The organism is Streptomyces sp. NPDC006197 (assembly GCF_040613865.1).
In the GTDB taxonomy this organism is placed as follows: domain Bacteria; phylum Actinomycetota; class Actinomycetes; order Streptomycetales; family Streptomycetaceae; genus Streptomyces.
On sequence record NZ_JBEXSZ010000202.1, the window covers coordinates 1 to 12311 of the forward strand.

12 protein-coding genes and 1 pseudogene are annotated in these 12311 nt (G+C 72.3%); 9 read left to right on the forward strand and 4 right to left on the reverse strand.

Annotated elements, in window-relative coordinates; genetic code table 11:
• Nucleotides 1–111 precede the first annotated feature (111 nt).
• Nucleotides 112–1596 (reverse strand): regulator, encoded by a 1485-nt coding sequence (locus ABZ318_RS36625; protein ID WP_356906757.1) that lies wholly within the window; start codon nt 1594–1596, stop codon nt 112–114.
• A gap of 288 nt (nt 1597–1884) precedes the next feature.
• Between ABZ318_RS36625 and lipB the strand changes: the two genes are divergently transcribed.
• The 4 genes from lipB to ABZ318_RS36645 all read left to right on the forward strand — a co-directional run bounded on the left by lipB (nt 1885) and on the right by ABZ318_RS36645 (nt 4969).
• Nucleotides 1885–2694, forward strand: a complete 810-nt coding sequence (gene lipB / locus ABZ318_RS36630; protein WP_356906758.1) for a lipoyl(octanoyl) transferase LipB — start codon at nt 1885–1887, stop codon at nt 2692–2694.
• A gap of 103 nt (nt 2695–2797) precedes the next feature.
• Nucleotides 2798–3766: a lipoyl synthase gene (gene lipA / locus ABZ318_RS36635; RefSeq protein WP_030691847.1), complete on the forward strand. Its 969-nt coding sequence runs from the start codon at nt 2798–2800 to the stop codon at nt 3764–3766.
• Between the two features lie 272 nt (nt 3767–4038).
• Nucleotides 4039–4254 (forward strand): hypothetical protein, encoded by a 216-nt coding sequence (locus ABZ318_RS36640; protein WP_030691846.1) that lies wholly within the window; start codon nt 4039–4041, stop codon nt 4252–4254.
• Nucleotides 4255–4264: 10 nt separating this feature from the next.
• The gene (locus tag ABZ318_RS36645) at nt 4265–4969 is read left to right on the forward strand and encodes a DUF4191 domain-containing protein (protein WP_356906759.1); all 705 of its coding nucleotides are present in this window, start codon (nt 4265–4267) and stop codon (nt 4967–4969) included.
• Between the two features lie 62 nt (nt 4970–5031).
• On the opposite strand, the gene ABZ318_RS36650 is transcribed toward ABZ318_RS36645, so the two are convergent.
• A complete protein-coding gene (locus ABZ318_RS36650) occupies nt 5032–5499 on the reverse strand; it encodes an RDD family protein (protein WP_356906760.1) in 468 nt (155 codons plus the stop codon).
• A gap of 222 nt (nt 5500–5721) precedes the next feature.
• Here ABZ318_RS36650 and glnA point away from each other — a divergent pair, with 222 nt between their 5' ends.
• The 3 genes from glnA (at nt 5722) to ABZ318_RS36665 (ending at nt 9299) form a co-directional block, all read left to right on the forward strand.
• The gene (gene glnA / locus ABZ318_RS36655; RefSeq protein WP_225798798.1) at nt 5722–7146 is read left to right on the forward strand and encodes a type I glutamate--ammonia ligase; all 1425 of its coding nucleotides are present in this window, start codon (nt 5722–5724) and stop codon (nt 7144–7146) included.
• Nucleotides 7147–7374: 228 nt separating this feature from the next.
• Nucleotides 7375–8109 (forward strand): tRNA-dependent cyclodipeptide synthase, encoded by a 735-nt coding sequence (locus tag ABZ318_RS36660; protein ID WP_356906761.1) that lies wholly within the window; start codon nt 7375–7377, stop codon nt 8107–8109.
• A complete protein-coding gene (locus tag ABZ318_RS36665; protein WP_356906762.1) occupies nt 8106–9299 on the forward strand; it encodes a cytochrome P450 in 1194 nt (397 codons plus the stop codon). The genes ABZ318_RS36660 and ABZ318_RS36665 overlap by 4 nt, the downstream gene beginning before the upstream one ends.
• 57 nt (nt 9300–9356) lie before the next feature.
• Here the strand turns inward: ABZ318_RS36665 and ABZ318_RS36670 are convergent, their stop codons facing one another.
• On the reverse strand, nt 9357–9632 hold the full coding sequence (locus tag ABZ318_RS36670) for a hypothetical protein (RefSeq protein ID WP_356906763.1): 276 nt from the start codon (nt 9630–9632) through the stop codon (nt 9357–9359).
• Between the two features lie 148 nt (nt 9633–9780).
• Between ABZ318_RS36670 and ABZ318_RS36675 the strand changes: the two genes are divergently transcribed.
• Nucleotides 9781–10140 (forward strand): arsenate reductase family protein, encoded by a 360-nt coding sequence (locus ABZ318_RS36675; protein ID WP_356906764.1) that lies wholly within the window; start codon nt 9781–9783, stop codon nt 10138–10140.
• Between the two features lie 67 nt (nt 10141–10207).
• Here the strand turns inward: ABZ318_RS36675 and ABZ318_RS36680 are convergent, their stop codons facing one another.
• On the reverse strand, nt 10208–11113 hold the full coding sequence (locus ABZ318_RS36680) for a Gfo/Idh/MocA family oxidoreductase (RefSeq protein ID WP_356906765.1): 906 nt from the start codon (nt 11111–11113) through the stop codon (nt 10208–10210).
• A 324-nt stretch (nt 11114–11437) separates the two neighbouring features.
• Between ABZ318_RS36680 and ABZ318_RS36685 the strand changes: the two are divergent.
• Nucleotides 11438–12311 (forward strand): annotated as a pseudogene (locus tag ABZ318_RS36685) (hypothetical protein); the annotation flags it as partial.

The following is a 12311-nucleotide window of genomic DNA, read 5'->3' on the forward strand; positions in this document are numbered from 1 at the left end:
CCTGCCCCCCCTGATTCGCGGTTGCCGTGCCCCACCGGGGCGCCCCCCGGGGCGGGGGGGGGGGGGGCGGGGGCCCCCCCCCCCCCCCCCACGGCGGTGGGTGCCGGGGCGTCAGCCGAGGGCGGCCACGCGGTCGCGGTACGTGCGGGCCGCCGCCGCGTCGCGGTACGGCTCGAGCCGGCGCTCGAAGTCGCGGACGTATTCGAGCGCCCGCGCCGACCGCATCTCCGAGGCCTGCTGCGCCGCCTCCGCGCCCAGCGCGCACGCCTGGTCGAGTTCGCCGAGGGCCAGGCGCGAGGTGGCGAGGACGACCCGGCAGAACAGACGGCTGCGGGCGAAGCCGGGCGCGCGGAGCTGGAGCGCGCGCTCGGCGTGCTGCGCGGCGGTCCGGTACTGCTGGAGGTCCCGGTGGCAGTGCCCGAGCTCGTCGGCGAGCTGCGCCTCGTCGAAGTGACGGGCCCAGTACGGCACCTCGTCGCCGGGCCGGGCCGCTTCGAGGGCCCGCTCGGCGCGGACCAGGGAGGCGCTGCAGACCCGCGCCTCGCCGAGGACGGCGTGTCCGCGCGCCTCGACGGCGTGCAGCATCGCCTGGACGACGGGCGGGGCGGCGGGGCCGACGCCCTGCTGGGCGACCCGGGCGAGCTGGACGGCCTCGCGGCCGTGGCCGAGGTAGACGGCCTGGCAGCTCATGGTGAGCAGCACGTACGAGCCGTAGGCCCGGTCCCCGGCCGCCTGGGCGAGGCGCAGCGCCTGGACGAAGTACCGCTGTGCGAGGCCGTGGGCGGCGATGTCGTACGAGGTCCAGCCGGCGAGCCGGGTGAGGTCGGCGGCCGCGGCGAAGAGCCGGCGGCCGGTGGACTCCCCGTACGTGCCGCGCAGCATGGGCTCGGCCTCGTGCTCCAGGTAGCGGACGAGGGCCTGGCGGGCGTGGCCGCCGCCGTAGGCGTGGTCGAGGGTGCGGAAGAGCTCGCCGACGGAGCGGAGGGCGGCGATGTCGCCGCTGGAGACCCGCTGGCCGGGCCCCCGGTCCGTGCCGCGCTGGCGGGGGACGGAGAAGCGGCCCTGGGGCGGCACCCGGGGGTCCTGCGCGGCTCCGACGGGGACGCCCGGCGGGCGGGTGGCCGGACCGGGGGCGGGCTCGCCGCGGGCGACCCGGTCGTCGGCGCGGCCGATCAGCCAGTCGCGGCTGGGGACGACGAGGCCGGCCGGAGTGAAGGCGATCTTGCGGAGCTCGGCGTGGCTGCCGGAGTCCTTGCGCCACAGGCCGCTGACGATGTCGACGGCCTCCTCGGGGGTGGCGGCGAACTCCAGGCCCGCGTAGACCGGCGCGCAGGCGTCGAGGCCGAGGTCCTGGGCGGAGAGGCGGCGGCCGAGGCGACGGGTGAAGACCTCAGCGATGAGGGCGGGAGTGGTGCCGCGCGGCTGCTGACCGCGGAGCCAGCGGGTCACGGAGGTCTTGTCGTACCGCAGGTCGAGCCCGTGTTCCAGACCGAGCTGGTCGACCCGTCTGGCGAGCCCCGCGTTGGAGAACCCGGCTTCGGCGATGAGCGCGGCGAGCTGGCGGTTCGGGATGCGCTGCGGTGGTCGTTCCGTCATCAGCTGTGCGGTCTCCTGCCTTCCGGGCCCGGGCGGCAGCCCCGTCGGACCCTCATGGAACGGCGTGAATTTAGCGGTCTCCACGGCCCGTACCGCCGCCTTCGCCCCACATTCATCCGATCGTGTGAGGATTGACGGCACCGCTGACGTAGGTGCCCCCGTCCACCTGCCGGAGGGCCGTCCCCGGCGCCGCCGTACAGTGGCATGGGCGCGAATGACGCATGGTGCCGAGCCGGCCCGGGATGATCCCCGGTCCCCGGCTCCCGGCGCCCAGGAGGAGGCATGGCCGTGAGTGAGCTGCGATTCGTCCGCCTTGGGTTCGGCGAGGAGTCCGTCGACTACCAGGTGGCCTGGGACAAGCAGCGCGAGGTGCACGCCGCGCGGTTCGCCGACGAGATCGACGACACCTGTCTGCTGCTGGAGCACCCGCCGGTCTACACGGCCGGCCGGCGCACGCAGGAGAACGAGCGGCCGCTGGACGGGACGCCGGTGGTGGACGTGGACCGGGGCGGCAAGATCACCTGGCACGGCCCGGGCCAGCTGGTCGGCTACCCGATCATGAAGCTGCCCCGCCCGGTGGACGTCGTCGCGCACGTGCGCCGCCTGGAGGAGGCCCTGATCCGTACGGCCGCCGAGTTCGGCGTGGAGACGACGCGGGTCGAGGGGCGCAGCGGGGTCTGGGTCCTCGGCGACCCGGTCGAGCAGCGGCCGTCGATCGGCGGCCTCTCCCTGGACTTCGACCCGCGACTGACGGACGAGGAGTTCGACCCGCGCCTGAACGGTCCCGAGTACGCCCCGTCCAACGCCGGCCAGCGCCGCGAGGACCGGAAGCTCGCCGCGATCGGCATCCGGGTCGCCAAGGGCGTCACCATGCACGGCTTCTCGTTCAACGTGAACCCGGACAACACCTGGTTCGACCGGATCATCCCGTGCGGCATCCGCGACGCGGGCGTGGCCTCCCTGGCCAACGAGCTGGGGCGGGACGTCACGATCGAGGAGGTGCTCCCGGTGGTGGAGAAGCACCTGCGGGACGTGCTGGAGAACGCGGACCTGAAGCCGCGGGAGATCGAGCGCGTGACGGAGCGGGCCTCGGCCTGAGGAATGCCGAGCTTCGGCCACGGGTTGGCCGGACGTAAGCAAGGCATGGAAGCAACGGGCGTACCCTGGTGTGCGCCGAAGAATCGAAGCTACAGGAGCCGATGTGTCCGCAGTCGCCCCCGACGGACGCAAGATGCTGCGCCTGGAGGTCCGGAACGCCCAGACCCCCATCGAGCGCAAGCCCGAGTGGATCAAGACCCGCGCGAAGATGGGTCCGGAGTACACGAAGATGCAGGGCCTCGTGAAGAGCGAGGGCCTGCACACGGTCTGCCAGGAGGCGGGCTGTCCCAACATCTTCGAGTGCTGGGAGGACCGCGAGGCGACCTTCCTCATCGGCGGTGACCAGTGCACCCGGCGCTGCGACTTCTGCCAGATCGACACGGGCAAGCCCGAGGCGCTGGACCGTGACGAGCCGCGCCGCGTGGGCGAGTCGGTCGTCACGATGGACCTGAACTACGCCACCATCACGGGCGTCGCGCGCGACGACCTGGAGGACGGCGGCGCCTGGCTGTACGCGGAGACCGTGCGCCAGATCCACCAGCAGACGGCGGACCGCGCCGAGGGTCGCACCAAGGTCGAGCTGCTCGCCCCCGACTTCAACGCGGTGCCGGAGCTCCTGAAGGAGGTCTTCGACTCCCGCCCGGAGGTCTTCGCGCACAACGTCGAGACCGTCCCGCGGATCTTCAAGCGGATCCGTCCGGGCTTCCGCTACGAGCGCTCCCTGGACGTCATCACCCGGGCCCGCGACTACGGTCTGGTCACGAAGTCGAACCTGATCCTCGGCATGGGCGAGACCCGTGAGGAGATCAGCGAGGCGCTGCGGCAGCTGCACGACGCGGGCTGCGAGCTCATCACGATCACCCAGTACCTGCGCCCCTCGGTCCGGCACCACCCCGTGGAGCGCTGGGTCAAGCCGCAGGAGTTCGTGGAGCTGAAGGAGGAGGCCGACGAGATCGGCTTCTCCGGCGTGATGTCGGGCCCGCTGGTCCGCTCCTCGTACCGCGCGGGCCGGCTGTACCAGCAGGCGATCGAGAAGCGCGGCGCGGTCGACAACGCCACGCAGGCCGTCTGAGGCCGCCCCAGGCCCGTGTGAATCGCCGCACAAGCAGTTACCGGCCGGTACTGGCCGGATCGGACGCGGTCCGTACGCCCCCGCAGCTCAGGGGGCCGTACGGGCCGCGTCGGCGTCCGCCCGGTCCTCCACCTGGCCGCATCGACGCTTCATCAGTGTTTGACCACCGGGTCACGCCCTGGTAACACCGATCTGTGAGTCTGGTTTCACTCACCGCCACCACCCGCTCACACCCCACCTCGTCTCACCCGCAATCGAGGGAGGACCCCGACATGCCGGCCGCATCGACGCACGTCCGCGTCACCGCGATCCCGTCCGTCACCGACGCCCTGAAGGCCGTGGAGGCCCTGCTCCTGGGCGCCGGCCAGCGCACCGCACGGCGGAACGCCTGGAACTCCGTCCTGGAGGACCGCCGCCGCGCCAAGGACCGGGTGGAGGCCCAGCACGTGATGGAGGCCGCGTCGGGCCGGGCTTCCCGGGCCACGTAAACTTCTGGACATGGCGAGGAAGGCAAACACGAGCAGCGCTGACGCTGCGAACCCCGGGCGACTGAAGCAGATCGCCCTCACGTACCAGATGACCCGGAAGGCCGACCCCAAGGTCGGTCTGGTCGTCGCGGGCGTGGGCATCGGCGTACTCGGTGTCCTCCTCGCGATCGGCTTCCTCATCGGTCATCCGGTCTACCTGGGCATCCTGGGCTTCGTCCTGGCGCTCCTGGCCGCGGCCATCGTCTTCGGGCGGCGCGCCGAGCGCGCGGCCTTCGGGCAGATGGAGGGCCAGCCGGGCGCGGCGGCGGCGGTGCTGCAGAACGTCGGGCGCGGCTGGACGACGACCCCCGCGGTCGCGATGAACCGCAGCCAGGACGTCGTGCACCGCGCGGTCGGCCGGGCCGGCATCGTGCTGGTGGCCGAGGGCAACCCGAACCGGGTCAAGACCCTGCTCGCGGCCGAGAAGAAGCGGATGAACCGCGTCGTGATCGACGTGCCGGTGCACGACATCATCGTCGGCGACGGCGAGGGCCAGGTGCCCCTGAAGAAGATCCGCACGACCATGCTCAAGATGCCTCGCGTGCTCACCGGCCCGCAGGTGACCGCGGCCAACGACCGGCTGCGGGCGATGGGCGACCTGATGAGCAACATGCCGCTGCCGAAGGGTCCGATGCCGAAGGGCATGCGGATGCCACGCGGCGGAAAGATGCGCTGACACCCGACCTGACGAGAAAGGCCCCGGACCGCGCGGTCCGGGGCCTTTCTCGTGTCGCCGTCTCAGATGCGGACCTGGACGGCGCCGGAGAGGCGGTCGTGGAGGCCGCGGCCGTCGCGGTCCCAGATGAGGGCCGGGATCGCGAGGCAGACGAGCAGGGAGCGGATCACGACCCGGAACAGGCCGAGGCGGCCGCCGTTCACGGAGGCGACGCGCAGGCCGAAGAGGCGCTTGCCGGGGGTCGAGCCGACGGTGCCGACCGTCAGGACGCTCAGGACGAACAGGATGAGCAGGGCCCAGTTGCCCGTCGCCTGGTTGTAGCCGTCGGTGATCAAGCCGTATGCGATCAGGATGCAGAGGGCCCAGTCGACGGCGAGGGCGCCCATGCGCCGCCCGGAGCGGGCGATCGAGCCGGGGCCCTCCTCGGGCAGCCCGAGCTGCTCGCCGCGGTAGCCGAAGTCGACGCCTGCGTCCTCGGCCGCCGCGCGGGGGCCGGAGAGCCAAGATCCGAGTGCTTGCCTGTTGTCCACCCGACCACGGTACTGTGCCCGTTTTCGATCACTTCGGCGCGGGTGGGCGTACGGAGCCGGGGAGGCGGAGCGGCACCCGGCCCGGTTAACTTCGACGAAACAAATGGGTCATGCTTGAGAAATCCCGTCTACCTATGGTCGGGTCCAGCGTGTGCCACCGCACTGGCCGCACGACCGAGCTGCAACCCCGCCCCTCCCCGGGCCGGGAGTAGGAGGAGTTGGATGTCCCAGAACAACGGGTTCCAGAACGCCGACGAGGTCCAGAAGTTCATCAAGGACAACGACGTCAAGATGGTCGACGTCCGGTTCTGCGACCTTCCGGGTGTGATGCAGCACTTCACGATCCCGGCGACCGCCTTCGACCCGGCGGAGGAGCTCGCCTTCGACGGCTCGTCGATCCGCGGTTTCCAGGCCATCCACGAGTCCGACATGGCGCTCCGCGCCGACCTGTCGACGGCCCGCGTGGACCCCTTCCGCCGCGACAAGACGCTGAACATCAACTTCTTCATCCACGACCCGATCACGGGCGAGCAGTACAGCCGTGACCCGCGGAACATCGCGAAGAAGGCCGAGGCGTACCTCGCCTCCACCGGCATCGCCGACACCGCCTACTTCGGCCCCGAGGCCGAGTTCTACGTCTTCGACTCGGTGCGCTTCGAGACCTCGGCGAACCAGGGCTTCTACCACATCGACTCCGAGGCCGGCGCCTGGAACACCGGTGCGGTGGAGAACAACCGCGGCTACAAGGTCCGCTACAAGGGCGGCTACTTCCCGGCCCCGCCGGTCGACCACTTCGCCGACCTGCGCTCGGAGATCTCCCTGGAGCTGGAGAACGTCGGCCTCCAGGTCGAGCGCCAGCACCACGAGGTCGGCACCGCCGGCCAGGCCGAGATCAACTACAAGTTCAACACGCTGCTCGCCGCGGCCGACGACCTGATGCTCTTCAAGTACATCGTGAAGAACGTCGCCTGGCGCAACGGCAAGACCGCGACCTTCATGCCGAAGCCGATCTTCGGCGACAACGGCTCGGGCATGCACGTCCACCAGTCGCTGTGGTCGAACGGCGACCCGCTGTTCTACGACGAGACGGGCTACGCCGGCCTCTCGGACACCGCCCGCTACTACATCGGCGGCATCCTCAAGCACGCCCCGTCGCTGCTCGCCTTCACCAACCCGACGGTGAACTCGTACCACCGCCTGGTGCCGGGCTTCGAGGCCCCGGTCAACATGGTGTACTCGCAGCGCAACCGCTCCGCCGCCATGCGCATCCCGATCACGGGCTCGAACCCGAAGGCCAAGCGCGTCGAGTTCCGCGCGCCGGACCCGTCCTCGAACCCGTACCTCGCCTTCTCGGCGCTGCTCCTCGCGGGCCTCGACGGCATCAAGAACAAGATCGAGCCGGCGGAGCCGATCGACAAGGACCTCTACGAGCTCGCTCCCGAGGAGCACGCCAACGTCCAGCAGGTCCCGACCAACCTGGAGGCCGTCCTCAACGCCCTCGAGGAGGACAACGAGTACCTCCAGGCCGGCGGCGTCTTCACCTCGGACCTGATCGAGACCTGGATCGACTACAAGCGCACCAACGAGATCGCCCCGATCCAGCTGCGCCCGCACCCGCACGAGTTCGAGCTCTACTTCGACCTCTAAGCCGAGGCTGCCGACTGACGAGGCCCGTCGCCCCCTTCGAGGGGGCGGCGGGCCTCGCCGTTTTCCGGCCAAGATCACGGGGACGTGAACAGCTGACGAACTCTCGTCCGTACCTATGAGTAGCGTGTTCACGCTCCGCGACCAGGCGATAGCTTGTCGTCGTCGCGGCCGCCACACCCGGAGCACTGGGCTCCGCTGGGACTAGCTGGCGCGATGAGGACTGCCTACGTGACTCAGGCGGCTTTCGCCCCTGCAGAGACGCTCCGACTCCAGCCGTACACCGATCACTGCCGCGTCATCGCCGACGAGGGCGCGCACGTGGTCATCGGCGTCTCCCCGGGAAACAGTTATTTCACCGCCCAGCGGCTGCGCGAGCTGACGCGCTGGGGCATGGACCACTTCGATCAGGTCGATCTCGTCTACACCGATCTGCATGTCGCCGACATGTACGAGGCGCTGGGGTACGGGGCCGACGAGGCGCGGCGGAAGGCCGTCAAGAACCTGCGGGGGGTGCGGGCGAAAGTCGGGGCCGCCGTGGCGGAGGCCGACCCCACGGGGGTACGGGTACGGGCCCGCGGGATGTCGGAGTTCGGGGACGTCCCGGCCTACCGCGAACTGCACCGCACGGTGCTCGACGCGGTGGCGGCCGACCCGGTGGTGCGGGAGACCTGCGACGCGCTGACCGGGATCTTCCTGGCGGGGAAGCTGGCGCCGGGGCAGCGGACGGACGAGCGGCAGCGGGAGGTGTGCCGGGCGTACATCTGCGCCGAGGTCCCGCTCTTCCTGGACACGCCCGCGATCCTCGGCGTGCCGTCCTCGCTCAACTGCTACCACCAGGCCCTCCCCCTGGCCGATCTGCTGTACGGGCGGGGGTCCGGGCTCCGGGCCTCGCGCAACCAGGGCCACGGCATCCTCACGCCCGCCGAGAACACCGGAAGCCCCGTCGAAGGAGCCGCGCGATGAGCGTCGCCGCCGAGAGCCTGCCCGCCTTCCCCTTCGACTGGGACGGGACCCGGCTGCCCGCCGAGATCGTCGGGCTGCGTGCCGAGCCGGTCCGGAAGGTCCGCACGATCGCCGGGGCCGAGGCCTGGCTGGTCTCCTCGTACGAGCTGTGCAGGCAGGTCCTGGAGGACCCGAGGTTCAGCCTGAAGGACACCTCGGCGCCGGGGGCGCCGCGGCAGTACGCGCTGACGATCCCGCCGCACGTGGTGAACAACATGGGCAACATCACCGGGGCCGGGCTGCGCAAGGCCGTCATGAAGGCGATCAACCCGAAGGCACCCGGCCTGGAGGAGTGGCTGCGGGCCCGGGCCGGGTCCCTGGTGGACGCGCTGGTCGCCGAGGGGGCGCCCGGAGAGCTGCGGGGCGGCTACGCCGACCCGTACTCGGCGGGGCTGCACTGCCGGATGCTGGGCATCCCGGAGGAGGACGGGCCGCGGCTGCTGCGCAGCCTGGACGTGGCCTTCATGAACGCGCCGTGCGAGATCGAGGCGGCCCGGCTCAACTGGGACCGGGACATCGCCTACATGACCGAGCGGCTGGACGATCCGGCGACGGGCGGGCTGATGGCGGAGCTCGCGGCACTGCGCGACAATCCGGAGTACGCCCATCTGACGGACGAGATGCTGGCGACGGTGGGCGTGACCCTGTTCGGGGCCGGGGTGATCTCCACCGCCGGGTTCCTGACGATGGCGCTGGTGTCGGTGCTGACCCGGCCGGACGTGCGGGAGGCGCTGACCGCCGACGGCGGGCGCGGGGTCGCCGGGGCGATGGACGAGCTGCTGCGGGTGAACCTGTCGATCGGCGACGGGCTGCCGCGCCTCGCCCTGGAGGACGTGCGGCTCGGCGAGGTCGAGGTACGGGCCGGTGAGCTCGTCCTGGTGCTCGTGGAGGCCGCGAACCACGACCCGGAGCGCTTCCCGGACCCGCTGGCCTTCCGGCCGGACCGGGAGAACGCCGCCGAGCACCTCTCCTTCGGCGGCGGGCGGCACTACTGCCCGGCGACGGCGCTCGGCAAGCGGCACGCCGAGATCGCCCTGGAGACGCTCCTCGACCGGCTGCCGGGGCTGCGGCTCGCGGTCCCGGTCGAGCAGCTGGTGTGGCGCACCAACTTCATGAAGCGGCTTCCCGAACGGCTGCCGGTGGCCTGGTAGCGGACGGGATCCGACGACGGCGCTGCCCGGCCCCGGCCGGGCAGCGCCCCACCGGGGTCAGCGGCCGTAGCGGATCAGGGCGCGGACCATGCGGCACGTGGTGTCGGAAGGCGGACGGATGCCGATGTCGGCGGCCGTCGCGCTTATCGCCGCGTTCGTCGCCTTCGACGGCACGTAGACGCCGGCGTCGAGCAGCGCGATCGCGAGGCGCATGGCCTTCAGACGGCGGTTGTGGGACACGTACCACTCGCGGGGGCGGCCCGCGGGGAGCGGCTTCTTCTCGAGCGGCTTCCAGGGTTCGATGGACGGCGTCCGGATCACGGCGAGAGCCATGGGCTACCTCCTGGCGAACGGTGGGTGCGGGCCCTCCTCGGGACCCTCACCTTCACCCCCTATTTTAGAGACCCCCACTGACAATCGCTGCTGGCCAAGTGGGGTTTGGGGGGTGTTCCAGGAAGGCGTGGGGGGTACCGTACGGGCCATGGAGATCTGGATCAATCCCGCCTGTTCCAAGTGCCGCGGCGCCCTCACCCTCCTCGACGCGGAGGGCGCCGACTACACCGTGCGCCGTTACCTGGAGGACGTCCCCTCGCCCGAGGAGATCCGGGCGGTGCTCGACCGGCTCGGACTCGAACCCTGGGACATCACGCGGACCGGCGAGGACGTCGCCAAGGAGCTCGGCGTGAAGGAGTGGCCCCGGGACGAGGCCGCCCGGGAGAAGTGGATCGAGGCGCTCTCCGCCCACCCCAAGCTGATCCAGCGCCCCATCATCACGGCGGAGGACGGCACGGCCGTCGTCGGCCGCACCGAGGAGGCAGTGCGGGACGCGCTCTCCCGCTGACCGAGCCGCCCACGGAGCCCGGGAACGGCCCGCGTCCGGACCTGGGTGCGCCGGCGGCCGCCCGCCGTCAGCCGCGGGCGGCGCGGTGCTCCGCCTCCGCCAGGATCTCCGTGAGGCGCAGGCCGAAGCGGGCGTCGCAGGGGTGGGGCTGGCCGGTGCGGGCCGCGGTGACGAGGGCGTCCACGGCCGCGGCGAAGGCCCCCAGCGCGCCGTCCCAGCGGGGCATGTCGGCCCGGCCCCGCGCGCCGTGCAGGGTGAGGGCCGCCTCCGCCGCCTCCGGGGGCGCGCTCAGGGTCAGCGTGGCCGTGCTGCTCGCTCCCGAGCCGTGCCGCAGCACCAGGTGGTGGGTGCCGTCGGGGCCCGGGACGGCGGTGACGTCGGTGACGTCTCCGAGGACCGGCAGGTAGACGGAGAGGACGTGCGGGCCGACGTCCCAGAGGCCGCCCTTCTCCCGCCGCCACGGCGAGGCCGCGTAGGCGCTGGCGGAACCGGGGCCGTAGAGCGAGCCCAGCCAGTGGGCCTCGCCCAGGAACCAGCCGCCCGCCGCAGCCTGCTCGTCGATCCAGCGGGCCGTCGGCTTCGCGAACCGCAGGGTGCAGAAGACCACCGAGGCGACCCCGGCCGCCTCCACGGCCTCGGCCACCTCGCGGGCGAGCGCCGTCGTCGTCGCGACCGGCTTGTCGAGCAGGACGTGGCAGCCGGCCTCCGCCGCCCGCACCGCGAGGGGCGCCTGGACGTCGGGCGGGAGGGCCAGGGCGACGGCGTCGCTCGCGGCGAGGAGGGCGTCCACGTCCTCGTACGCCCGGGTGCCGGACGCGGCGGCGAGCTCGGCGGCGGCCTCGGGGCGTCTGCCCCACACCCCGCTGAACTCGACGCCCGGGTGCCCGGCGAGCGCGGGCGCGTGCGTGCGCGCGGCCCACGGGCCGGTGCCGAGGAGTCCGATACGGGGCTTCACGCCCGGGTGCTTCGCCATGCCCCCAGTCTGCCGGGCGGCACCGACAGCGGTCCGGGCGGGCCTCCCTGGTCCGGCCCGATCGGCAGGACGCCCCCTGCGGGCCCCGCGGCCAGGCGTCCGACGACCGCCCCGCCGTCCGACGCTCGCCCCGCCGCCCGTCGTCCGGCCGCGCGCCCGTCCCCACCCGTAATCCGCTGGCGGACCTCCCCCGGGCCGGTGCTAGCGTTCCCGCGCCGGCCGCGGGACTCCGGTGCGACTTCCGGAACCTGCCTATGAAGCAACGTCTTCGCTGTTCGCGCCCTCATTCCCCGGCCGGCACCCGTGCGTTGGAAGGAGAGCACCGTGTCCGAGCTCGTCGCCGCCGAGGACGTGCTCCTCTTCGTCAACGCCGCCGTGACCGCCACCGGACAGCGCGAGTTCCGGTCCTCCGCCGCCGAGCAGCGCTTCTCGCTCGCGTTCCTCCACGAGTACGTGCGCGTGAACTACCGGCCCGTGTACGCCGCCTCCCTCGCGCTCGACATCAACGACCACAACGCCGCGCTCGTCGTCGAGCACCTGCTCCGCACCCCGAAGGAGGCGGAGGAGGGCGAGGGCCGGCTGATCGCCGCGCGGCTCGCGCTGCTGCCGCCGCAGCGGGTCTACCGCCTGTTCGGCGCGCTCCGCGCCGCCGGGGTCAACAACCGCCGCACGCGCGCGATCGTGCGCGCGTGGCTCGCGGCCCGCCCCGATCCGGCGCTGGACGCGGTGAAGTACCGGAGCGGTCTGAAGGCCGCCCTCCGGCACGTCCACGGCCGGCCGACCGACGCCGAGACGGGCGACTTCCTCTTCGCTCCGGGCCGCCGGGTCCGGTACGAGAACGCCACGCTCGACGCGCACCGCCGGGCGCACTACGAGCAGAACGCGCTGTACGAGCTGCCGTTCACGGTCGCCGAGGGCTTCGCCGCGAAGCACGGGGTGCCCCGCGCGGTGTTCCTGGAGCGGATCGCGCCCCGGATGACCCGTCTGGAACGGCTGCGCGCGGACCGGGCGGCCGATCTGTCGGTCATGCCGCTCACCCGGCTCGCCCTGTACGTCCTCGCGCTGCCGTTCGGCGAGCGGGTGGCGCGCCGGGCCGAGCTGACGGGCGCGCTGCGCGCGGCCCCCGACACCGTCGGATTCAACGTCTACCGCGGCACCACCAAGCTCAACTCCACACCCCTCACCGCCTCGACGAACT

Coding starts and splice junctions, on each gene's coding strand:
- ABZ318_RS36625 (WP_356906757.1), bottom strand. CDS start 1,596: ATGACGGAACGACCACCGCAGCGCATCCCGAACCGCCAGCTCGCCGCG.
- ABZ318_RS36640 (WP_030691846.1), top strand. CDS start 4,039: ATGCCGGCCGCATCGACGCACGTCCGCGTCACCGCGATCCCGTCCGTC.
- ABZ318_RS36645 (WP_356906759.1), top strand. CDS start 4,265: ATGGCGAGGAAGGCAAACACGAGCAGCGCTGACGCTGCGAACCCCGGG.
- glnA (WP_225798798.1), top strand. CDS start 5,722: ATGTCCCAGAACAACGGGTTCCAGAACGCCGACGAGGTCCAGAAGTTC.
- ABZ318_RS36665 (WP_356906762.1), top strand. CDS start 8,106: ATGAGCGTCGCCGCCGAGAGCCTGCCCGCCTTCCCCTTCGACTGGGAC.
- ABZ318_RS36670 (WP_356906763.1), bottom strand. CDS start 9,632: ATGGCTCTCGCCGTGATCCGGACGCCGTCCATCGAACCCTGGAAGCCG.
- ABZ318_RS36675 (WP_356906764.1), top strand. CDS start 9,781: ATGGAGATCTGGATCAATCCCGCCTGTTCCAAGTGCCGCGGCGCCCTC.
- ABZ318_RS36680 (WP_356906765.1), bottom strand. CDS start 11,113: ATGGCGAAGCACCCGGGCGTGAAGCCCCGTATCGGACTCCTCGGCACC.